This window comes from Methylocystis iwaonis, assembly GCF_027925385.1.
Lineage (GTDB): Bacteria > Pseudomonadota > Alphaproteobacteria > Rhizobiales > Beijerinckiaceae > Methylocystis > Methylocystis iwaonis.
Genome location: NZ_AP027142.1, coordinates 37,367 through 60,052, shown reverse-complemented (window position 1 = coordinate 60,052; position 22,686 = coordinate 37,367). Strand labels below are relative to the sequence as shown.

The following is a 22,686-nucleotide window of genomic DNA, read 5'->3' as shown; positions in this document are numbered from 1 at the left end:
CAATTTTGCAACAGTGTGGCAGTTCGGTTCGGCAGTGCTCGATTCAATTCTTGAACTTTACCGTAGCTTCGACGACGATTTCATCGTCGGAGCCTCGGGTGAATCTCACTTCCCAGATTCGATCACAGGGGTAGGAAAGGTGGCATCCAAGACGATTCGGGCCCGTGGGCTGGCTGGGAACTGGACCAGTCGGCTCGCCGTCGCCGCGGCTGCTTGGCTGTTCGTTCTGCAGGCGCTTGCCGGATTGTGCTTCTCGCATCTTCCTGCAGGCTCGGCGCACGCTCAGATTGACTCGTCGTTGTCACAACCCTTGTCAAACTGCTCGGCGATTGACATTGCAGATAAATCGACGCCTCCAGCAGGTAGCCAAATTGCGCTATGCTGTGTTTTTCATCATGGCGGCGATGACCAATTTTTGCCTCCCACCCGCGCGAAACGGATTGACGACCAAGCCTATTCAAATAATCAGCCTGCCGTTCCCAGAATCTTTGACGATACTCGTATCGCTGACGTTGAGCGTACTGGCTGGCTGAGTTCCTGGTCCGCGCTGGCCCCTCCTCGTACCTCCTGACTCTCATCGCCGTTCGAGGCCGTGCGTCTCGCTCCCATTGAGATATTAGCGGCTCAAACGCCGCATCAGGAATATGGCTATGCTTCTCAGTGTCTTCACGCGCGGCGTTTCCGCCGGCGCGCTCACTCTTGCGTTCTCCACCTGGGCCGTCGCCCAGCAGTCCCTGCCCACGATCGACGTGGGCGGCCAGCGACGTGCGGCGGCTGCGCGCACGCCAGCGCACCGCGGCCAAGCTGCTTCGGTCGGTTCGGTCGGGCAGCCTTCGACGGCAGTTCCGCTCAATACGTCCGGCCTGCGGCTCGAGCCGAAAACGCCGACCGAGGCCTATATCGTTCGCAATGCCGATTCGGCGACCAAGATGGACGTTCCGATCAAGGAGATTCCTCAATCGATCGAAGTGATCCCCAGGCAGGTGCTGGTCGATCAACAGGTGACAAACCTCAAGGACGCGGTCAGCAATGCCAGCGGCGTGCTCTCGAACAATCTCGAGGGCCTCGGCGCGCAGTTCCATATACGTGGATTCAGGCAGAACTTCATATTCAGAAATGCGCTGTCCTTGTCGCAATTTACCAGTATGCCAATGCTTGTGGACACCGCCAATGTCGAGCGCGTCGAGGTGCTCAAGGGCCCCTCGTCGATACTTTTCGGCAGAGCGGATCCTGGCGGCGTCATCAATATCGTCACCAAGCAGCCGCTTGATGAGCCGCTCTATCGCGTCGACCAGCAGGTCGGCTCCTATGATCACTACAGAACTCAGTGGGATGTCTCGGCGCCCATCGCCGAGGTTCCCGGCCTCGCCTACCGGGTGTCGGGCGCTTATCAGAATAATGGCTCGTTTCGCCAGTTTCAGGGTGGACGCAGTGCGTTTCTCGCCCCGGTCGTGCGTTATAGCCCGTCGGCCTGGACAGAGTTCACGGCCGAGGCCGAACTCCTGACCTCCAGGATACAGCAGGATCTCGGACTTCCGAGCGGCTCGCTTTTTGGCCCCCTGATCGCGCCACTCCCGCACACGCGTTCGTTCCAGGAGGCGAACGACCCGAAGGACACTTTCGATCGATATCTCGTCAGCTATAACTTCCGACAGAATCTCAACGAAGACTGGAAGGTGACCAATCGTTTTCTCTATCAGGACAGTCGCTCTGCCTCGAACATGTTGTCGAACGCGGGCTTTGGCCAGTTTGCTTACGACACGAGCTTCAACCCCGAGCAGTTTTTTCAGATGAACAGGCAAACGCAGTTTCAGGACTTTAAAAGGTACAATCTTTCGACAAATATCGACCTCAGCGGCAAGTTCGAGGCGCTCGGCGCCAAGCACAATTTTCTGTTCGGGCTGGATTACGCGAATCTAGGTTACGACTATGTCTATAATTTTGGGTTCGATAATTATCCGATCAACATCTACGCCCCCGTTTACGGAACCGTGCCGAACTCGGCGTTCTATGACTCCGTCATCGGGCGCGGCTACAAGTCCAGCTCCTCGGTCGTGGCGCGTCAGAAAGGAATGTACGTTCAGGATTATATTACCTTCGACCGGCTGCATCTGATGATCGGCGCGCGCTACGACATCGCCGACCTAACGAGAGGCAAGTCGCGATCCAACTTCGGCCTGTTCCCGGTTCTGGCGTCCGACAAGGAACTGGCGATCGCGGCTCGCCTTCGTCAGCCAACCACCATCTCTACCGGCTGGAGCCCGCGCGTCGGCGTCGTCTTCGACATTCTGCCCGAACTCAGCGCCTACGCCAGCTATTCCAGATCTTTCGGCCCACAGGCTGCTTTCGACGCCAAAAGCGTCGCCCTCCCACCGGAGCGTGCCCTGCAATGGGAAGTCGGATTCAAGGCGCAGCCGCTTCCCGGCCTGCTCGCCACGCTTGCATTCTACCAGATCACGAAATCCAACGTCGCGACTGCGCTATTCGGAACAGTTGGAGTGTCGCAGCTTGCAGGTCTGCAGCGCAGCCGCGGCGTCGAGTTCGATTTGATCGGCGCGCTGACGGATCGCATGACGGTCATCGCCAACTACGCCTATATTAACGCGAAGGTGATAGACGACAATGCGCCGAACCGGCTGAATCCATTCGGTCTCCTTGATAGTGCGGTGTTCGGCGCACAGGGCGGCTTTCTCGGCAACCATCTCGAATTCGCGCCTCGTCACAGCGGCAAGCTGTTTCTCACTTACGACTTCGGGGACAACGGTCTTGGCTTTCGCGCCGGCGGCGGCGTGACCGCCTCCTCCAATTGGTGGGGCGATCTCGAGAATACATTCGTTATGCCCGGTTTTGCGCGGCTCGACGGATTCGCCAGCTACACGGCGGAACTCTACGGACACAGGGTAACGGCGCAGCTCAACCTGCAAAACATCAACAATGTGCGTTACTTCGACGCCGTCGACGATACGTTCAACTACAACGCGGCGCCCAAATTCAGGATTCCCGCTCGTCCGTTCACGGCAGTGGGAGCGCTGAGCTTCAAATGGTGAGCGCGAACCTTCGCGACCTCAGGCCGTCCCGAAACGGGGCGGCCTCTTAGCCCTTCTCGTATCGAGGAGCCTTTTGATGTTGACGCGCGCGTTCTGGGTCTGGCTTCACCGCTGGGCGGGCCTCGTGATGGCTGGCTTTCTCATCGTCGTCGGGCTGACGGGAAGCCTGCTGGCGTTTTGGCTCGAAATTAATCATTGGCTGACGCCGGAGATGTATCCGGGCGATCGGCCCGGGATCACGCTCGACGCCGCGACGTTGGCGCGCCGCGCCGAGGCGATCGTTCCGCAGGCGCAAACGAAGACCGTATATCTCGGCTATCCCGGCTCGGTGATGATCGGCATGGAGGCGCGTGAGGGCGCCGCGCCGCTCGATTTTGACTACATCCATCTCGATCCGATCGACGGACATGAACGCGGGCGCGCGGCATGGCATGGACTGCCGAAGACGAAGACCGACATCATGCCCTTCGTCTACGCCCTACACATGTATCTGGCGATGAGCGGGATCGGCGACTGGATACTTGGCGTTGTCGCGTTCTTATGGACGATCGACTGCTTCGTCGGGTTCTACCTGACGCTGCCGACGCCGACCGGCCATTCGCGCAAAGGGTTTCTCGCGCGCTGGAAGCCGGCCTGGCTCATTAAGTGGCGCGGCTCCTCAGCCTACCGCGTCAATTTCGATCTCCACCGCGCCTTCGGACTTTGGCTCTGGGTCATGCTGCTGATATTCGCCTGGTCCAGTGTCTATTTGGATCTCAATTACGTTTACACGCGCGTGACGCAATTCGTGCTCGATTATGAGCAGCCGATGTGGGCGCGGAGTGACGTCAAGCCGCCGGCGCCGTCGGGCCGGGAGCCGATGTCATGGGACGAGGCGCTGGCGACGGGAGAGCGCCTGATGGCGACCGAGGCCACCAAGCGCGGCTTAACGATCGAACGCGTTCTCGCGCTATACAATTCCAAGCAGCTCGGCGGCTGGGAGTATCGCGTGCGCTCGTCAAGAGACATCGGCGACAAATACGGATCGACGTCGGTTTATTTCGACGCCTTCGACGGAAAGTTGCTCGGCGTCAAAATCCCTACGGGAGAGCAGAGCGGGACGACGGTGACGACGTGGCTCGTACAGCTTCACACCGCAAATCTGTTCGGCATGCCTTACAAGATTTTTGTCTGCGCCCTCGGCCTCGCCATAACGACGCTGTCCGGCACGGGCGTTTACATCTGGTGGCGGAAGCGGCGCGCGCGGAAGCGCCACGTAACTGGAGCTACGCTTGCGGGTGTGCCGGCGAGCAGGAGTCCCGCTGAGTATTTCAGGCTTTTACGCTAAGGAGGAATTTATGCACTCCCGCAATATCGATATGCAACTGCTCCGCCGCAGAATTTCGCGCGCCCGGCGCGTTTTGGCCTATGCGCGCGCGCCGCTTATCGCGTTTCTGCGCGACCGGCTCGTTTCCCTTTCGACGCCGCCGCGATTGATGCTTTCGCGGCGTCATCGGCGGCAGACCGGATCATGAACTGATGTGCCGTTTCACGATCGAGGGGGACGGGCAAGGACGCTCCTTCGTCGTGCCGCTGAGCCAGCTCTCTTTAGGCCGGGACAATCAGTTTTCAAATGCGCTCTCGCGTGAGTCTCGAATAGATTACCGACAACGATCGGAGCGCGCGACCGGGGTACGGCGGCAAGGATCACGCGCGTGATTTGTCGTATACTGGCGTTTACTGGAGTTTCTTTCCAATGAGGATTGACGCAAAGGGAAAGAAGATTTCGATCGTCGGCGCGCTCGTATTTTCTGCGGTGGTTTTGTGCCTGACTCTCTGGTGGTCTTTCGGGAGCGGAAACGCCGACGCGACACGCCTCTACCAAACGCAACTCCTTGGCCGCGGCGTCGTCGAGCGGAGCGTTACGGCGTCTGGCGCGGTCAAAGCGCTGGTGACGGTCGAGGTGGGTTCGCAAGTTTCCGGGCCGATCACGGAGATGAAGGTCGATTTTAACAGCAAAGTGAAACAGGGCGATCTCATCGCCGTGATCGATCGCGCGCCATTCGACGCGAAAGTGCAGGCCGCCTCGGCTAATCTCGCGATTGCCAGGGCGGATGTCTTGCGGCGAGAGGCGGCGATGGCGAAGCTGCAAAAGCAGCTCGGTCTGCTCGATCGCAATGTCGGGCGCTACAGCGCGCTGGCGTCGGCCGCGGGCGTCTCCCGCCAGCAGCTCGATCAGGCGCAAACGGAGAGCGGCGCCACGCGCCATGAACTCAGCGCGGCGCAAGCTGACCTTGAGTCGGCGAAAGCGACTGTCGCGCTGCGGCAGGCGGAATGCGATCAAGCGCAGATCAATTTCGATCGCACTTTGATCAAATCGCCAATCAACGGCGTGGTGATCGACCGAAGGATGCAGCGCGGGCAGACCGTGACGGCGGAGTATCAGACGCCCGTATTGTTTCAGATCGCACAGGATCTGTCGCAAATACAGATTCTGGCGCAGGTCGACGAGGCGGATGTCGGCGCCATCCGCGTTGGCGATGAGATCATGTCGCTTCTTTCGTCGCTCAACGAAGAAGGGCTGACGCTGGTCGTCATCACCCACGAGCCTGATATCGCGGCCTATGCCGATCGGCTACTGCGCTTTTGCGACGGCGAGATTGTCGAAGACGTGTGTCAGCGTCGCAGCGGCGCGCGTGCGAAGGAGCCAACGGCGTGACGCTTCAGACGCTTTTTCGAGAAGCGATCAACGCGCTTCGATTGAATCTGCTACGCAGCGCGTTGACGGCGTTCGGCGTCATCATCGGCGTCGGCGGTCTCGTCGTGATGAGCGCGGCGAATTCGGGCGCGAACAAGCTCGTCGAGCGCCAGATCGCCGATCAGGGCACGGATGCGCTCGTCGCTCGCGCGGCCAAGGTGGAGAATGCGCTCCGGCGCGGCGCGGTGGTCGTCCTAACCGACCAGGACGCGAATGCGGTCCGTGAACTGGTCCCGAACATACAATATCTGTCGCGCGAGGTTTACAGTAAAGTGACGCTTGTCGCGGGAAACTCTAGCTGGATCACCGAATATTGGGGAGTCGACGCGTCATACGAGCAGGTTTGGGGCGTCAAGCTTTCCGAGGGGCGGTTTTTCGACGAGGCCGAGGCGCGTTCCGGCGCAAAGGTCATCGTCATCGGCGCGACAGTTGCAAGAAAGCTGTTCGGAACTGCGTCTCCGCTGGATCAGACAGTCCGCCTGGTCACTATACCGGTCCGTATCATCGGCGTGCGCAGGAAGCGCGGCTCCTTCGGTGGCGTCGATGAGGATAATTTCATCATTCTTCCGATCAAGACGGCGCGCGCGCATATCCCAAACTCGGAAATGTCGACCGCTCGGCAACTCAGCCTGATCGATATGAAAGTTTCTCCAGGCGCCAACCGCGAGAAGGTCAAACAGGACGTTCTCGCGCTTCTGCGCGAGCGCAAGCATTTGCGCGGCGCGCAGGAGGACAAGCTCGATGTGATCGACCTCACGCAGATGGTTGAGTTGCTGAACACGACGCAATCCACGCTGAACCGGCTTCTCCTCGCGACGGCGGCGATCCTGCTTCTCGTCGGCGGGGTCGGGATCATGAATATCATGCTCGTGTCGGTCACCGAGCGCACGCGGGAAATCGGACTTCGCATGGCGATCGGCGCGCGCCGGCGCGACATACTCCGGCAGTTTCTGGCCGAAGCCGTCACGCTGTCCGTTGTTGCGGGACTGATCGGTCTCATGATCGGCCTCGCGGGAAGCGTTCTCGTGGCGCGCCTCGTGGACTGGCCGCTCATTATCCCGCCATTGGGCGCAGCGGCGGCCACTCTGGTTTCTGTCAGCGTCGGGATCATATTCGGCTACCTACCCGCGCGCCGCGGGGCGGGATTGAATCCAATCGACGCTTTGAGGAGGAAGTAACGCCTTGCGATTTTCCAGCGGCGGCAAGCAGCGACGGCGCGGCGCGCTCGCAAAGGAGCCGACGGCATGACTCCGCGCACGCTCCTGCAGGAGGCGGCCACGGCGCTTCGCTCGAATCTGCTGCGCAGCGCCCTGACGGCGATCGGGGTCATCATCGGCGTCAGCGGCCTCGTCGTCATGAGCGCGGCCAATGCGGGCGCGAATAAACTCGTCGAGCGGCAGATCGCCAGCGCGGGCACGGATGTGCTTTTCGTATTCACGACCAAGGTGGAGAATGCGCTCCGGCGCGGCGTGGCGGTTGTTCTAACCGATCAGGACGCTAATGCGATTCGTGAGGTCATCCCCAACCTGCAATATCTGTCGCGAGAAATAAACGGCGGCGTCACCGTGGTCGCCGGCGATAAGAGCTGGAACACCAAATATTATGCCGTCGAGGCGACCTATCAGACGGTTTTCGGCGTCAAACTCCTCGAGGGCCAATTCTTCGACGACGAAGAGGTTCGCGCCGGCGCGAAAGTGGTCGTTCTTGGAGCGACCGTCAAAGAAAAATTGTTCGGGGACGAGTCGCCGCTGAATCAGACCGTGCGCCTCGGCGCCGCTCCGGTTCGCATCATCGGCGTGCGGACGAGGCTCGGTTCGATGGGCGGCGAGAATATGGACAATTACATCTATCTTCCGATCACGACGGCGCGCGCGCATCTGCCGAATTCCGCATTGTCGAGCCCCCGGCAAATCAGCTCCATCGACATGAAAGTCAGGCCCGGCGCCGACCGCGAGAAGGTCAAAGAGGAGGTTCTTGCGCTATTACGCGAGCGCAAACATCTCGTCGGCGCTCAGGAGGACAAGCTCAACGTCTTCGACTCGACCCGATTTGTCGAGCTGCTGAACACGACGCAAACCTCTCTAACCTGGCTTCTCTCGCGGCCGCCGCGATCTCGCTCTTCGTCGGTGGCGTCGGGATCATGAACATGATGCTTGTCTCCGTCACCGAGCGCACGCAGGAAATCGGGCTGCGCATGGCGATCGGCGCGCGCAAGCGCGATATCCTCCTGCAGTTTCTCGTCGAGGCCGTCACGCTATGCGTCCTCGCGGGGATCATCGGTCTTGGTATCGGCCTCGCGGGAAGCGCGCTCGTCGCGCTCCTGGTGGACTGGCCGCTCATTGTCCCTCCGGTGAGCGTCGTGGCGGCTCTGTTGGTCTCCGTCGGCGTCGGCGTGCTCTTCGGCTATCTCCCGGCGCGTCGGGCGGCGGGATTGAATCCGATCGACGCGCTGAGGTGGGAGTAGACTATGAGATTGCGGCTTCCCACGCTGCTGGTCGCGATGCTGTCGGCGTTCGCCGGAAGCGGCTGCAATCTCGACTGGGAGAAGCCGGGTCTTGGCGCGCCGCCGCCCGAACGATTTCGCGCAGCCAGACCACGTTCCGCGCCGCCGCTGCGCGCTGCGCGCGACTTCGCGGCGCTCTTCCGATCAAGGGAACTGACCGGATTCGTCGACCAGGCGCTCGATCAAAATCTCGACATCGGCGCGGCGGTCGCCCGGATAGAGCAGGCCGACGCGCAGGCGAGGGTGTCGAGCGCGGCGCTGCGGCCGTCTCTATCGGTGAATAACATCGCCCAGACGAACCGCACCCCGGGAACGGTCCTGGTCCCCACATCCGGCGCGGGTGGACTGACGCCCGCGAGTTCCGACGTCCTCGCCACTTCTGATTTCCAGGCTGTCAGCTTCGGCTTCTTTCAGCTTGGTCTGACCGCAAGCTATGAGATCGATTTTTGGGGCAAGATTCAGGACGCTTCCAGCGCCGCGCGGCTTCTCGCCAACGCCAGCCGCTTCGACCGCGACGTCGTGGAAATTACGACGATCGCCGCGGTGCTGAACGCCTATTTTCAGACTCTGGCGGCGCGCGACCGTCTCCGCATCGCCCGCGACAATGTCCTGATCGCAACCGAGGTGTTCGAGACGATCAAGCTGCGGTTCGGCGTCGGCACGGCGACGGGGATGGACGTCGCGCAGCAGCAGGCGATCCTCGCGGATCAACGCGCCTCGATTCCGCCGCTCGAGCAAAATTTGCAGCAGACGGAAAACCTCCTTGCGGTGCTGCTCGGCCGCGCGCCCGAGGACTTGCTGCTCGAGGGCGGATCGCTGGCGAAGCTCGCTGTTCCGGCTGTCGCGCCCGGCTTGCCGTCGGAAGTGTTGCTGCGCCGTCCGGATATTGCGCTGGCGGAAGCAAGACTCGCCTCGCAGGAATTTTCCGTGCTTCGCGCGCGCGCCGCGTTTTTTCCTTCGATCACTCTCACCGGACTCTATGGCTTGCAAAGCGCGCTTCTGAAAAACGTGCTGCGGCCCGAGGCCGTCGCCTGGCAATTCGGGTCGGAACTGGCGCAACCTCTATTCGACGGCTACGCCTTGCAGGGACAATATGAGTTGCAGAAAGGCAGATATCAGGAGCTCGCGACCCTTTACCGCAAGCAGATTCTCTCAGCCTTGACGGATGTCGAGAACGCGCTCGTCGCCGCGCGCGAGACGGAGCGTCAGGTAATGCTGCAGGCCGATTCAGTCACGGCCTGGCGCCGCGCCTATGCAACAGCGTTGGCGCGGCTGCGCGAGGGGACCATCGACACCGTCACGCTCGCCATAACGCAGACCTCGCTCTTCCAGAGCCAGGATCGCCTTGCGCAGGCACGTCTGGCGCGCTTCCGGGCTGCGACCGGCGTCTATCAGGCGCTGGGCGGCGGTTGGTCGCCAACAACCCGCGACGTCGAAATCGCGCAGGCGAACGCAGTCTACGAAGCCGAAAAGGGACCCTGGCCGTAGTCTCTCCTCGTCGCCGCCGCACCCTCGGCAGGCTTGTGTCGGACGCCGAGCGGCCAGGAAGCCAAACTGGCAGGCATTGTGGAGCGGACCGGCGCCTGCGGGAACGACCGCGCCGGTTCTCGATCCGGATGGAGGAAAGTCCCCGCCTATCGGCCTCATCCTTCATCTCGTCGCCCAGAAGCATTCCTGAGGCACGCCAACCAAGTCACATGCGCCCAGCGGTTCTTCACACGGCGCCGTGGGACGAAGGAGGCGATCGAAAGGATTGTTTTCGGCCGCGAGCCTGAGAGGCTTGCCGCGGTCATGAGCGCCGAGGAAGTCGTGCGCTTCCTGGAAGCGGTTGACGGACTACGCAACCGCGTCGCGCGGGCGACCGCTTATGTGGCAGGTTTGCGTGTCAGAGAAATCACGCGTCTGAAGGTCGCCTCGATCGACAGCACGCGGATGTTGATCGACGTCGAGATCGTTAAAGGCGGCCAGGGGCGCGTGACGTGGTGTGAAATGGACCCGCGGTTGCGTTCTAGCCTATTTGGAGATAGGAAAGATTTGGTTGAGGACTGCGCGGCGGCATTCTCTCATGTTTCGTACGATTTTCATTGTGTTTCTGGTATTGGCCCAGTCTGCTTTTTTGGGGCTGGGGTCTGCCAATCCGTTCGTAGCTCGTAACGAGCAGGGTATTCAGGACGTAATATGCTCTACCAGCAATCTAAAAGAGCCGCTGTTGGCTTCCGACAGCGCATGCCGATTTGATGGCGTTTGTTGCCTTACCTCTTGTTCGTGCTCATCACTTTTCCAAGGTCCGATCTCGCGCGGGTTCACGACGCGCACGCAGCTTGAAGCGCGCACGCATACGCTAAATGCGTCACTCCCTATTGGGCGCTATTATTCGAGTTCATCGCCTCACCAACCCCGCGCGCCGCCCGTCCAATCCTAACATTGCATTTTTTCATATCTGCACCATCAGCGCCTGATCACTCGCGATTTCGATGCGGATCGTCTCGCGGTGGTGTTCTTCATTCGCTTGTCCCGCACGATCGTGCTGGCGAATGTAGTTCTGCGCCCACGGTTCTGAAGCGGTCCTCGGCGACGATGGATTGAGTCGGAACTGAACTTGGTGCAGCAGATCGGCTTTTTAACTGTTTTTAGCGCTCCAAATTTATGGGAGGCTTGAATGCGGCTCTCTAATGCGGCGATTGAAACCCTGTTTCGAGTTGAACATAAATCTCTGTGTCGAGTAACTCGGCGGAAAATGAACCACCAGGACTCGGAAGACGTTGCGCAAGAGGCGTTCCTCCGCTTACTCGAAATGGAACGGCGCGAGACCGTAGCCGACCCACGTAGTTATCTTTTTCGTATTGGGTTGAATATCGCTGTTGACTGGTTGCGCAAGGCGCGAACACGCGCCGCTTTTCTGGTGGAAGCCGATGGGGTTGACGAATGCTCTACAATTAATATGACGAGCGACACACCCTTCGACGATTGGCTCGCGCTTAACGCCGTTCTCACGGAATTGTCCCGACTTTCTGGTCGTTGTCGCGATATTTTTCTTCTCAGTCGGGTCTACGAACTAGACAATGCCGAAATCGCAGCGAAATTGGGAATTTCCGTCAGGACGGTGAACAGGGACATTGGTTTGGCGACTAAACACCTCTATTCGGTCCTTGACGGGCCCGCGACGCAGAAGAAAAACTCAAATCTCAGTCCAATCCTACAACAGAAGTTCGTATTCGTAGTGGAGGCTATTGGAAACTGGGATCGAAATATCGAACGGCGCAATCGGTGTGGCGCATTGCGGTATGCGAGATCACAACGACGAAATGATCAAGCTTGGATAACGTCAAATTGTTTGGGTCAGCGAGAAAGAGCAGCGGACGTCTTGTGATTTTTTTGTAGGTGATGACCGCGAAAAGGATGCGGTACAAGCTGGACTTGTCCTGAAAGGCGCCCATCATGTGGCGGGTTCTTCGGCGCGCTTCGCGGAACCGCCCGTTCGATGGCGTTCGTGGTTCGCATTCGCTTTCCCTTTTGCGGCGAGGTTGAAATAAGCGGCGGTGAAGGCGGTCATGCCGACGTCGATCGAATTTGCGACGGCGGCGACGGGCAATTGAGCGGCGGCGTCGAAGTATTCAATTTGAACCTTCAAACCTTCGTCCTCGAAGAAGCCTTTGTCGGACGCGACAAAAAACGGCGCGGCGCTATTCAGACGCATAGTTCCGAGGCGCAGCACGGAAGATTCCGACCGTGCGACGCCGGGCAGGGCGAGAGCGGACGCGACGACCGCTCGATTGAAATATCGACGACAAATCATCACGCGCTCCCTCGCGACTGGGAACGAACTATCGCGAAGAAAATCCTCATCGCAATCTCTGTTTTATTTATGTGTTGCATAGTCGCGACTTATGGAAATTCATTCTCTGTTTCGGTGGCTGCAAGGTCGTGTGGACCGCGCGATGCAAAGCTCGCGGCTTGCGCCTTAGCCGCGAAAGGTTTCTCGCGTATTGGACAAAACATAGACGGCAAATGCCTTCGAAAATGGTCCAGGCTCGCCGCAACGCCAAAGTCAGGCATGATCGCGTAACCTCGCGACGCTTTCTTGCCGCCTCTCATCGATTACCGCGTCGGCGCCGTCCTGCGAGATGGTCCTGCTGCTCATGGCGAAAGGCGCGAGCTGCGTCGGCAAGGCCATGCTGACGCCCTAAAAGGAGAGAAGCCTTATGGAAGACGTATTCGCGTCGGCGTTGCGGGCATATCCGGCCATGCCGGCGGTCTGAGGAGGGCGCGAAGCGTCCGTCTCGACGAGGCCGCCTCGGAAGTTTGTCAACGAACTGAGAGCCGGTCAGGCGGGCTTTTGCGCCTCGAACATGATCGCTTGCATCGGCATACTGCGCCCGACAGCGCGGGTGAGGGTCCCCGCATAGGCCTGCATGACGGTTTCCGGCTCGACGCCGCCGCGCTCGCGGATTTCGTCGAAAACCGGACTGCCGAAGACGATGCCGTGCGCGAATGCGAGGGCGTCGATGTCACGCGCCCGTTTCAGCACAGAGACAGAGATGTTTTCGAAGCCGCTGGCGAGGAGATTTTCCTTTATGGGGTCGATCGCCCCGCAGGAAACCGGCTCGCGCATCCATTGCGGCGGGTTCTCGGGGAAAAACCCTCTCAAGACCTCGAGGCAGAGGCTCGCCCAGGGATTATATTGCTCGGCGTCCCATACGGTCAGCGCGTAGCGGCCGTTCGGCCTGAGCGCGCGCCAGGCTTCTCGCATCGCCTTTTGCTTTTCCGGAAAGAACATATAGCCGAACTGGCCGACAATGGCGTCAAAGCTCGCGTCCAGATAGGGAAGCGCGCAGGCGTCGACGATCTCGAACCTCACCTGCTCGCCGTCGCCGATTTTGGAGCGGGCGATTGTGAGCATGTCCGCGCTGATGTCGGTCGCGGTCAGTTTCGCCGTCGAGGGAAGCCGGTCGCGCAGCGCGCGGGTCGCGACGCCGGAGCCCGCGGCGACCTCCAGAACGTCCTGCGGCTCCAACGCAGCGATGCGCCGCGCCGCCTCTTCGGCGTAAGGCAGGAATAGAACAGAGCCGAGCCCGCGATCGTAGTTCTGCGGAATGTCCCCGTCGTAACCCTTTGCGCTCATGCTTGGCCTCCTCCGCTGGGCCGCGTTCCTCTCTCGAACGCTTGACCGCAACAGTGGGATAGGCTGAGCGCTCCCCCTGCGCAAGATCACTGTTTTTCAGCGGCTTTCAGCGCGCAAGGGTTCGTTGCCGGACAGGGCGGCCGTTGTCCGAGGCCGGTCGGCGAAGGGGCGAAAGAGCCCCTCTTACAGCTTCCCGCGCTCGGCCTTGCTGAAATTGGAGAGATCGCCCTCGGCCGCCGCGCGGCGGCGCCACGAGCGGGCGATGGCCGGATATTTGATTTCATTGCAGATGCGCGACACCTGCTGCGTCAATTTGGCGGACCCACAGGCGGGACATTGCGGGGTGTCGGAAGCGCGCACCAGAAGCTCGAACTCGGCCTCGCAGTCGTTGCAGGCATAGGCGTAAAGGGGCATGTCGGTCCTCGCAGGGAATACATACGGGCGCAAGGCAAGCAAAACCTGTTCCTGACGCGAAAAGATTAGAAAGCCCAATGGGCTCTGGGATGGACGACGCGCAATGTCGCTTTTCCGACAAACCATCGGGCGCATGGCTCCAATAGTCTGCCCTGATCTTAGAATCCGGCTTGACTCTTCCTCGGGTGAGAACAAATATCGAACACGCGCCGAGGGGCGCTCTCTCCAGATCAGGGCTTTTGGACCGATGTCGCAGAGCGGCGTTTCGGAACGCATCCTCTTTTTGCGCCGCCGCATCGCCGCCATCGAGGCGCGGGATGCAACGGCGGCGCGCGACTCCCCCCGTCATTGCGAGGAGCGTCAGCGACGAAGCAATCCAGAGCCTCATCGCGGCCCTGGAGTGCTTCGCTGCGCTCGCAATGACGATGATTTTCTGGAGCCGCTTTTCGCCGCCCGTCGCGGCGGCCTGAGCGAGATTTTCTCCGCCCGCCCGCCGGACGCGCCCGCTGCGGCGGCCTTCGCCTTCGCCATGGCGTTGCGGGCGCAGGCGGCGCGCGGCGGCGGCGCGCTCGTCTTCATCATCGAGGATATGAGCGCGCGCGAATTCGGCCTGCCCTATGGGCGCGGCCTCATGGCGGCGGGCGTCGATCTTTCCCGCGTCGCGCTCGTCAGGGTCCGCCGGCCGCGCGAGGCGCTCTGGGCCATGGAGGAGGCGTTGAAAAGCCCGGGCTGCGCGGCGGTCGTCACCGAGGCTTTTCTCGACGCCCGCCTCTATGACCTCGCCGCTTCGCGCCGCCTGCTGCTCGCCGCAAGGCGCGGCGGCGCGCTGGGCGTTCTTGCGCCGCAGGGGGCGCCGGCCGGACGCGTCTCCAGCGCCGCCGAATTGCGCGTCGAGATCGCCGCCAAATCTGCGCCGGTCCCTTCGTCTGCGCTCCCCGCGGCGCGCCCGCCGCTTTCTCCCCTGGCGCCCTTCCTGTGGCGGCGGCGGGTCCTCAAAGCCCGCGCCGGCCTTCTCGGCGCGCCGGGCGAGATCGACCCGGCGCAATGGCGCGACATCGCCTTCGATCCTGAAAGAGTAGCGTTTCGTCATGCGTTTCCTGAGCGTTTTCCTGCCGAGGCTCGCGACCGACCGCCTGTTGCGGCGCCGTCGCGGCGTCGCGCCTGAGGCCTTCGCCCTCTACGCCCGCGTGAAGGGGGCGGAGCGCCTGACCGCCGTCGACGCGCGGGCGCAAAAGCGCGGCCTCGCGCCCGGCATGGCGGTTGCCGACGCCCGCGCCCGCTGCCCGGCGCTGGCGCTTGCCGAGGCCAACCCGAAAGCCGACGCCGCGCTCGTTACGGGGCTCGCCGACTGGGGCCGCCGCTTCACCCCGCTCGCCGCGCCCGATCCGCCCGACGGCCTGCTGCTCGACGTGACCGGCGCCGCGCATCTTTTCGGCGGCGAGGCGGCGCTTCTCGGCGACATCGAAAGCCGGCTGCGCGCTTTGGGCTTTACCGCCCGCGCCGCCATCGCGCCGGGCCCGGCCCTCGCCCGGGCGCTGGCGCGTTTTTCCGACACCCGCCTCGTCGCCGCGCAGGCGCGGCAGGAAGAGCTCGACCGTCTCGCCGCTTCTTTCCCGATCGACGCGCTGGGTCTCGAAGCGGAAGCCCTCGCCGGCATGCGCCGCGCCGGTCTGCGCGACATTGGCGATCTCCTCGAGCGGCCCCGCGCGCCCCTTGCCGCGCGTTTCGGCGCCCAGGCGCTGACGCGGCTCGACGCGCTCACCTGCCGCATCCGCGACCCCATCACGCCGCGCTTCGAGGCGCCGGCCTTCATCGCCGAGCGGCGCTTTCCCGACGGGCTGACCCGGCAGGAGGATCTCGCGGCGACGCTGACGCGCCTCGCCGCGGATCTGTGCCCCATGCTCGAACGCGCCGGCGTCGGCGCGCGGCGGTTGGAGGCGGTTTTCTATCGCGTCGACGGCGCGGTGAAACGCATCGCGGCCGGAACCAGCCGGCCGCTGCGCGACCCCGCCCGCCTCGCCGCCCTCCTCGCCGAACGCCTGTCGGCGGTGGCGGAGGAGGGGCTCGACACCGGCTATGGCTTCGACGTGCTGCAACTTGCGGCGACCGAGGTCGAGAGCGCGGCGGCCCCGCAGACGGCCTTCGTCGCCCCGCCGCGCGGCGGCGGAAGCGACGAAGACCTCGGCGATCTTCTCGACCGGCTCGGCGCGCGGCTCGGCCTGCGCCGCGTGCTGCGGCTTCACCCGGAGGCCGCGCATCTGCCGGAATTCGCCGTGGCCGCCGTTCCGGCCGCCTTCGGCGCGCCTCTGCCCCATTCAGAAAAATGCGCGGAAAGCCCGATGCGGCCGCTGCGGCTTTTCGAGCGTCCGGAGCCCATCGAGGCCATCGCGCTCTTTCCCGACGGCCCGCCGCTCAAATTCCGCTGGCGGCGGGTTCTGCGGGAAATCGTCGCTTTCGAGGGGCCGGAGCGCATCGCGGCGCCCTGGTGGGGCGATGCGCCGCAGCAATTTACCCGGGATTATTTCCACGCACAGGATAAAAACGGCCAATTGTTCTGGCTCTTCCGCGAGGGGCTTTACGGGCGGGAGACGGACGCTCCCCGCTGGTTCGTGCATGGCCTGTCTTGACTCGACCGGCGCGAGCGCCAAGCTAAAAGGCGGTTGCCCGTCATTCTGACGTCATCTTTTCAGGACGAAGTCTTTGGCCGGCGCTCGTGTGGCGAACCGGCCCCACTTCCAACGAGCGGTAGATGCAACAAGACGAGGACCTCGCCATTTCGTCTCACTCCGGCCTGCCGGCCGTCGTCCGGCGCAAGAATTTCTTCGAGTCGCTGCAGGAGCGCCTTCCGCATGGGGCGAGCCATGTTTTCGGCGTCCTCGCCAGCCTCGCGCTCTTCGGGATCGCCGCCTATATCCTCGCCAACACCCTTTCGCATGTCCGCTTCGCCGACGTCGCCGAGGCGCTGACGGCGACGAGCGGCGGTCAGATTCTCGCCGCCCTTTTCTTCACGGTCCTCTCTTACGTCGCGCTCACCGGCTATGACGTCTCGGCGCTTCGCCAGATCCGCCATACGTCGCCCTATCGCGTGACGGCGCTCGCCTCCTTTGCGAGCTACGCCATCTCCTTCAATCTCGGCTTTCCGATCGTCACCGGCGCGGCCGTGCGCTACTGGATTTATTCGCGCGTCGGAATGACCGCGCTGCAGGTCGCCAATCTCACGGTGATCACCGGCGTCACATTCTGGCTTGGCATGACGGCGGTCGTCGGCTTCACGCTGGTGAAGGCGGCTGGCTCGCTCGCCGCGCTCGATCGCCTGCCCACCCCGCTGCACACAGCGATCGGCGTCCTCATCCTCGCGACCGTCGCCGGCTATGGCGCCTGGGTGGCGCTCGAGCCGCGGCGCATCCGCCTGCGCGGCCATGTGCTGGAAATGCCGGGCGTGGGATCGACCGTCGAGCAGCTCGCCGTCGGCGTCGCCGATCTCTGCGCCGCCTCGGCCGTGCTCTACATGCTGCTGCCGGCAGGCGTCGACCTCGATTATACGGCTTTCCTCGCCGTCTATGTCCTCGCCTGCATTCTCGGCGTCGTCAGCCATGCGCCGGGCGGCATCGGCGTCTTCGAGGCCACGATGTTGCATGCGCTGCCGGGCGCATCGCAGGAGAGCGTTCTCGCCTCGCTGCTGCTTTTCCGCGTCGTCTATTATTTCCTGCCCTTCATCGTCGCGCTCGCCACGCTCGGCGCCGATGAGGGCGCGCGCCGCTGGGGCGCATTGCGCGACGCCGTGGCGCGCATCATCGAAGAACGGACCTGACGTTCAGCCGGAAGCGATTTTCACATGGCGCACCTCAAATGGCCCGCCGAGGACATGCTCGGCCCCGTGATCGACGCGCTGGCGGAGCCCGTCTTCGTCATCGACGCGGAGACTCACGCGCTCGCCTTCAATGCGGCGGCCCGCGTCCTTGCGCCGACATTGCGCATCGGCGAACCTTTGTCGCGTAGCCTGCGTTCGCCGGACATGCTCGACGCCGCCATGCGCGTGCTCGCCGGCGGAAACGCCGAGAAAGCCTCATGGGTGGAGCGTCTTCCTCTCGAGCGCTGGTTCGAGGCGCATATCGCGCCCATTCGCTTCCCCGGCTACGCGACCGCCGCCATGATCAGTATGCGCGACTTGACGGAAGCGCATCGCGTCGAACGCATGCGCGTCGATTTCGTGGCCAACGCCAGCCATGAATTGCGCACGCCGCTCGCCTCTCTTCTCGGCTTTGTCGAAACGCTTCAGGGTCCGGCGAAAAACGATCCGGCCGCGCGCGACAAATTTCTGAGCATCATGCGCGAGCAGGCGCAACGCATGGCGCGCCTCGTCGACGATCTGCTGTCGCTCTCGCGCATCGAGCAGCATATGCATGTGCGGCCGGCGGAAGCGGTCGATCTCACCATGCTTGTCGCGCATATCGTCGACACGCTGACGCCGATGGCGGAAGAAAACAACATTCCGCTGGCGCTCGACCTCGAGCCTAATGTCATCGTCCCCGGCGACCGCGACGAGCTCGCGCGGATCGCCGAGAACCTCATCGAAAACGCGCTGAAATACGGCCAAAGCGAAAACGGGCCGGAGCCGGTCGAAATTTCGCTGGCCCGCAAAGGCGTGACCGCCGTCTTCTCGGTGCGCGATCATGGCCCCGGCGTGGCGCAGGAGCATATTCCGCGCTTGACCGAACGCTTCTACCGGGTCGACGCCGGCAAGAGTCGCGCGAAAGGCGGCACCGGGCTTGGCCTCGCGATCGTCAAACATATTGTGCTGCGCCATCGCGGACGGCTCGGCATAGAGTCCGCTTTGGGCGAGGGGTCGCTCTTCCGTGTGACGCTTCCGGCAATCGACCAAGCTCAAGGAAAGTGACTAAAATGCTGTTTTTATATGAAATTCTTATGTCATCGTACTGTAATAAAACTATCACAAAACTCTCTTGCCTGGCCGCTAAAGGACTAGGGCGTGACAGGCGCTCCGCGCCTCTCGTGTAATATTCTCGAGCTGAAAGCGATCATCGAATGATCTCCAACTTCTTCAAGCGCGCCGCCGTCGCGACGGTGGCGCTCGCGACCATGGCCGGCGCGGCGCTCGCGCTGGATATCTCCGGCGCAGGCGCGACCTTCCCTTATCCGATTTACGCCAAATGGGCGGAGACCTATAAGAAAGACACCGGCAACGGCCTCAACTATCAGTCGATCGGCTCCGGCGGCGGCATCAAGCAGATCAAGGCCCGCACCGTGACCTTCGGCGCCTCCGACCAGCCGCTGAAGCCGGAAGACCTCGACGCCGCCAATCTCATCCAGTGGCCGCAGGTCATCGGCGGCATCGTCCCGGTCGTCAATCTCGACGGCGTCACGCCGGGCGAGCTCGTCCTCGACGGCGCGACCATCGCGAAAATCTATCTTGGCCAGATCACGAGCTGGGATGACGCCGCGATCAAGAAGCTCAACCCGAAGGCGAAGCTCGGCTCGACCCCGATCGTCGTCGTCCATCGTTCGGACGGATCGGGCACGACCTTCAACTTCACCAACTATCTCTCGAAGGTCTCCGAGGACTGGAAGTCCAAGGTCGGCGAGAACTCGGCGGTCGAATGGCCGGCCGGCATCGGCGCCAAGGGCAATGAAGGCGTGGCCAACAACGTCGCCAACACCAAGGGCGCGATCGGCTATGTCGAATATGCCTACGCCAAGCAGAACAAGCTCACCCACACCAAGATGATCAACGCCGCCGGCAAGGTCGTCGCGCCGGGCGTCGAAAGCTTCCAGGCCGCCGCCGCCAGCGCGGATTGGGCGAAGTCCCCGGGCTTCTTCCAGATCATCACCAATGAGCCGGGCGCCAAGTCCTGGCCGATCTCGGCTGCGACCTTCATCCTCCTCCCGAAGGACTCGAAGGACGAGGCTGCGGCTTCGGAAGCCCTGAAATTCTTCGGCTGGGCCTTCGCCAATGGCGCCAAGGCCGCCGAGGAGCTGGACTATATCCCGATGCCGAAGCCGGTCGTCGAGCTGATCAAGAAGAGCTGGGCGAATGTGAAGGGCGCGGACGGCAAGCCGCTCGCGCACTGAGCCGCGCATCAACGGCGGCTCAATGATGAGCCGCCAGCGACCATGGACGCCGGTTCGAGAGAACCGGCGTCAGGAGTAACCGATGACGACGAGCGAACCCACCCAACGCGGATCGAATGGAGCGGGCAATATGTCGGAGCTAGCAATGGAGAGCGCTGCGCCGCGTCCAGCGGTCGTCGACCGCACTAAGGCGCTTTCGAGCATTGCGTTGCTCGACTGGATTTTTTTCCAGGTGACGCGCGCCGCCGCGGTTATCGTGCTCATCATCCTCGGCGGGGTCATCGTCTCGCTCGTTCACGGCTCGCTGCCGGCGATCAGGGCTTTCGGCCCGGGTTTCCTGTTCTCGCAGGCGTGGAACCCCGTCACCGATAATTTCGGCGCCTTGCCGGCGATCTTCGGCACGATCGTAACCTCGGTCATCGCCATGCTCATCGCCGTGCCCGTCGGCATCGGCATCGCAACCTTCCTGACCGAGCTCTGCCCCCATGCGCTGCGCCGGCCGATCGGCGTCGCCATCGAGCTTCTGGCCGGCATCCCCTCGATCATCTACGGCATCTGGGGCCTCTTCGTCTTCGCGCCTTTCGTGCAGACCCATGTGCAGCCCGGCCTGATCTCGCTCTTTGGCGACGTGCCCGTGCTGTCCTCGATCTTCGCCGGTCCGCCCTATGGCATCGGCATGCTGACAGCCGGCTTCATTCTCGCCATCATGGTGCTGCCCTTCATCGCCTCCATCTCGCGCGACGTCTTCGAAACCGTGCCGCCGGTCCTCAAGGAAGCGGCGATCGGCGTGGGCTGCACGACATGGGAATTGATGCGCTATGTGGTTCTGCCCTACACGCGCGTCGGCGTCATCGGCGGCGTCATGCTGGGCCTCGGCCGCGCGCTCGGCGAAACGATGGCGGTCACCTTCGTCATCGGCAACGCCCATAAAATCTCGCCGTCGCTGCTCGCGCCGGGAACCACCATCTCCGCGACCATCGCCAATGAATTCACCGAGGCCGTCGGCGACATTTACACGTCCGCGCTCATCGAACTCGGCCTGATCCTCTTCGTCATCACCTTCATCGTTCTGGCGATCGCGCGTTACATGCTGATGCGCATCGAGCGGAAGTCGGCTTAAGGAGCCCCGCGCCCATGTCGCTCTACGCCACGCGCCGCCGGCGCAATTCGATGGCGACCAGCCTCGCCTGGGGGGCCGCGATCTTCGGCCTGACCTGGCTGCTGCTGATCCTCGCCGCGCTTCTCTACGAAGGGCTTCGCGGACTTTCTCCCGCCGTCTTCACCCAGATGACGCCGCCGCCCGGCAGCCAGGGCGGCCTGCTGAACGCCATCGCCGGCTCGCTCGTCATGACCATCATCGGCGTCGCCATCGGCGCGCCGCTCGGCATGCTCGCCGGCACCTATATGGCGGAATACGGCCGCTACTCGAAGCTGACCATCGTCGTGCGCTTCATCAACGACATCCTGCTCAGCGCGCCGTCGATCGTCATCGGCCTCTTCGTCTACACGCTGCTCGTCGGGCCGATGGGGCACTTCTCCGGCATCTCCGGCGCGGTCGCCCTCGCGCTGCTCGTCATCCCGGTGGTTCTGCGCACAACCGAGGACATGCTGCTGCTGGTGCCGGGCTCGATGCGCGAAGCCGCGAGCGCGCTCGGCGCGCCGCGCGCCCTCGTCATCGGCAAAGTGGCCTATCGCGCCGCCAAGGCGGGTCTCGTCACGGGCATTCTGCTCGCGGTGGCGCGCGTCTCTGGCGAAACCGCGCCGCTGCTCTTCACCGCGCTCAACAACCAGTTCTGGAGCAGCGACCTCAACGCGCCGATGGCGAGCCTGCCGGTCGTCATCTTCCAGTTCGCCCTGTCCCCTTACAAAGATTGGCAGCAGCTTGCCTGGACGGGCGCCCTGTTGATCACCTTCGCCGTTCTCGCCCTGTCGATCACAGCCCGCGCGCTGAGCGCCGGCCGGAGAAAATCGAAATGAACGCCCTCGCTCAGGTGAACCAGTCCGCGACCAAGATCTCGGTTCGCAGCCTCGATTTCTACTACGGCGCCACCCGCGCGCTGAAATCCGTGTCCTTGTCGCTGCACACCCATAAGGTGACCGCCTTCATCGGCCCGTCGGGCTGCGGCAAATCCACGTTGCTGCGCGTGCTGAACCGGATGTACGACCTTTATCCGGGCCAGCGCGCGGAAGGCGAGGTGCTGCTCGACGGCGAGAACATCCTCGATCCGGCGATCGACCTCAACGCCTTGCGCGCCCGCGTCGGCATGATCTTCCAGAAGCCGACGCCCTTCCCGATGTCGATCTACGAGAACGTCGCCTTCGGCATCCGCCTCTACGAGAAATTGTCGCGCGCCGATATGGATGTCCGCGTCGAGGAGGCGCTGCGCGGCGCGGCGCTCTGGGACGAAGTCAAGGACAAGCTGCAGGCGAGCGGGCTCGGCCTTTCCGGCGGCCAGCAGCAGCGCCTGTGCATCGCCCGCAGCGTCGCCGTCCAACCCGAGGTCATGCTCTTCGACGAGCCCTGCTCCGCGCTGGACCCGATCTCGACGGCGAAGGTCGAAGAGCTGATCGAGGAGCTCTCGACGAGATACACGATCGCGATCGTGACCCATAATATGCAACAGGCGGTGCGCGTCTCCGACTACACCGCATTCATGTATCTGGGCGAGCTCATCGAATTCGGCGACACGGACGACGTCTTCAACCGGCCGAGAGAAAAGCGCACGCAGGATTACATCACCGGCCGCTTCGGCTGAAGCTCATTTAAGGAACG

Annotated in this window: 21 protein-coding genes; 18 read left to right on the top strand and 3 right to left on the bottom strand. The window is 62.7% G+C overall.

Going from position 1 to position 22,686, the window contains the following annotated elements:
- Window positions 1-13: 13 nt before the first annotated feature.
- The 10 genes from QMG84_RS00285 to QMG84_RS00240 all read left to right on the top strand — a co-directional run bounded on the left by QMG84_RS00285 (window position 14) and on the right by QMG84_RS00240 (window position 11,657).
- Window positions 14-571 (top strand): hypothetical protein, encoded by a 558-nt coding sequence (locus QMG84_RS00285; protein WP_281929623.1) that lies wholly within the window; start codon window positions 14-16, stop codon window positions 569-571.
- Window positions 572-650: 79 nt separating this feature from the next.
- Window positions 651-3,047, top strand: coding sequence for a TonB-dependent siderophore receptor (locus tag QMG84_RS00280; protein WP_281929622.1), 2,397 nt, complete (start codon window positions 651-653; stop codon window positions 3,045-3,047).
- A 76-nt stretch (window positions 3,048-3,123) separates the two neighbouring features.
- Entirely contained in the window at window positions 3,124-4,374 is a 1,251-nt protein-coding gene (locus QMG84_RS00275) for a PepSY-associated TM helix domain-containing protein (protein WP_281929621.1), read from the top strand.
- A 408-nt stretch (window positions 4,375-4,782) separates the two neighbouring features.
- Window positions 4,783-5,745 (top strand): efflux RND transporter periplasmic adaptor subunit, encoded by a 963-nt coding sequence (locus QMG84_RS00270; protein WP_281929620.1) that lies wholly within the window; start codon window positions 4,783-4,785, stop codon window positions 5,743-5,745.
- Window positions 5,742-6,962, top strand: coding sequence for an ABC transporter permease (locus QMG84_RS00265; protein ID WP_281929618.1), 1,221 nt, complete (start codon window positions 5,742-5,744; stop codon window positions 6,960-6,962). Before QMG84_RS00270 ends, QMG84_RS00265 begins: the two co-directional genes overlap by 4 nt.
- A gap of 66 nt (window positions 6,963-7,028) precedes the next feature.
- A complete protein-coding gene (locus tag QMG84_RS00260; RefSeq protein ID WP_281929617.1) occupies window positions 7,029-7,928 on the top strand; it encodes an ABC transporter permease in 900 nt (299 codons plus the stop codon).
- Complete coding sequence (locus tag QMG84_RS00255) at window positions 7,925-8,248, top strand: ABC transporter permease (RefSeq protein ID WP_281929615.1); 324 nt, start codon at window positions 7,925-7,927, stop codon at window positions 8,246-8,248. Before QMG84_RS00260 ends, QMG84_RS00255 begins: the two co-directional genes overlap by 4 nt.
- Before the next feature lie 3 nt (window positions 8,249-8,251).
- Window positions 8,252-9,775: an efflux transporter outer membrane subunit gene (locus tag QMG84_RS00250; RefSeq protein ID WP_281929614.1), complete on the top strand. Its 1,524-nt coding sequence runs from the start codon at window positions 8,252-8,254 to the stop codon at window positions 9,773-9,775.
- Window positions 9,776-10,078: 303 nt separating this feature from the next.
- Window positions 10,079-10,441 (top strand): site-specific integrase, encoded by a 363-nt coding sequence (locus QMG84_RS00245; protein ID WP_281929612.1) that lies wholly within the window; start codon window positions 10,079-10,081, stop codon window positions 10,439-10,441.
- A gap of 505 nt (window positions 10,442-10,946) precedes the next feature.
- Window positions 10,947-11,657 (top strand): RNA polymerase sigma factor, encoded by a 711-nt coding sequence (locus QMG84_RS00240; protein WP_281929610.1) that lies wholly within the window; start codon window positions 10,947-10,949, stop codon window positions 11,655-11,657.
- 66 nt (window positions 11,658-11,723) lie between these two features.
- Here the strand turns inward: QMG84_RS00240 and QMG84_RS21355 are convergent, their stop codons facing one another.
- From QMG84_RS21355 to QMG84_RS00225, 3 genes are all read right to left on the bottom strand, one after another.
- Complete coding sequence (locus QMG84_RS21355) at window positions 11,724-11,984, bottom strand: ABC transporter substrate-binding protein (RefSeq protein WP_350356517.1); 261 nt, start codon at window positions 11,982-11,984, stop codon at window positions 11,724-11,726.
- A 627-nt stretch (window positions 11,985-12,611) separates the two neighbouring features.
- Window positions 12,612-13,409: a class I SAM-dependent methyltransferase gene (locus QMG84_RS00230; protein WP_281929607.1), complete on the bottom strand. Its 798-nt coding sequence runs from the start codon at window positions 13,407-13,409 to the stop codon at window positions 12,612-12,614.
- Between the two features lie 183 nt (window positions 13,410-13,592).
- Window positions 13,593-13,823, bottom strand: a complete 231-nt coding sequence (locus QMG84_RS00225) for an FmdB family zinc ribbon protein (RefSeq protein WP_202071066.1) — start codon at window positions 13,821-13,823, stop codon at window positions 13,593-13,595.
- A 400-nt stretch (window positions 13,824-14,223) separates the two neighbouring features.
- Here QMG84_RS00225 and QMG84_RS00220 point away from each other — a divergent pair, with 400 nt between their 5' ends.
- From QMG84_RS00220 to pstB, 8 genes are all read left to right on the top strand, one after another.
- Entirely contained in the window at window positions 14,224-14,988 is a 765-nt protein-coding gene (locus QMG84_RS00220) for a hypothetical protein (protein WP_281929605.1), read from the top strand.
- On the top strand, window positions 14,912-16,450 hold the full coding sequence (locus QMG84_RS00215; protein WP_281929604.1) for a Y-family DNA polymerase: 1,539 nt from the start codon (window positions 14,912-14,914) through the stop codon (window positions 16,448-16,450). Before QMG84_RS00220 ends, QMG84_RS00215 begins: the two co-directional genes overlap by 77 nt.
- A 122-nt stretch (window positions 16,451-16,572) precedes the next feature.
- Window positions 16,573-17,634 carry a lysylphosphatidylglycerol synthase domain-containing protein gene (locus QMG84_RS00210; protein ID WP_281929603.1) on the top strand — a complete coding sequence of 354 codons (1,062 nt, stop codon included), beginning with the start codon at window positions 16,573-16,575 and terminating at the stop codon, window positions 17,632-17,634.
- A gap of 24 nt (window positions 17,635-17,658) precedes the next feature.
- Entirely contained in the window at window positions 17,659-18,720 is a 1,062-nt protein-coding gene (locus QMG84_RS00205; RefSeq protein ID WP_281929602.1) for an ATP-binding protein, read from the top strand.
- Between the two features lie 149 nt (window positions 18,721-18,869).
- On the top strand, window positions 18,870-19,913 hold the full coding sequence (pstS, locus tag QMG84_RS00200) for a phosphate ABC transporter substrate-binding protein PstS (RefSeq protein WP_434085967.1): 1,044 nt from the start codon (window positions 18,870-18,872) through the stop codon (window positions 19,911-19,913).
- Between the two features lie 130 nt (window positions 19,914-20,043).
- Window positions 20,044-21,033 carry a phosphate ABC transporter permease subunit PstC gene (pstC, locus tag QMG84_RS00195; RefSeq protein WP_281929601.1) on the top strand — a complete coding sequence of 330 codons (990 nt, stop codon included), beginning with the start codon at window positions 20,044-20,046 and terminating at the stop codon, window positions 21,031-21,033.
- 14 nt (window positions 21,034-21,047) lie between these two features.
- Entirely contained in the window at window positions 21,048-21,890 is an 843-nt protein-coding gene (gene pstA, locus QMG84_RS00190) for a phosphate ABC transporter permease PstA (protein WP_281929600.1), read from the top strand.
- Window positions 21,887-22,669 (top strand): phosphate ABC transporter ATP-binding protein PstB, encoded by a 783-nt coding sequence (gene pstB / locus QMG84_RS00185; RefSeq protein WP_202071074.1) that lies wholly within the window; start codon window positions 21,887-21,889, stop codon window positions 22,667-22,669. Before pstA ends, pstB begins: the two co-directional genes overlap by 4 nt.
- The last annotated feature ends 17 nt before the right edge of the window (window positions 22,670-22,686 follow it).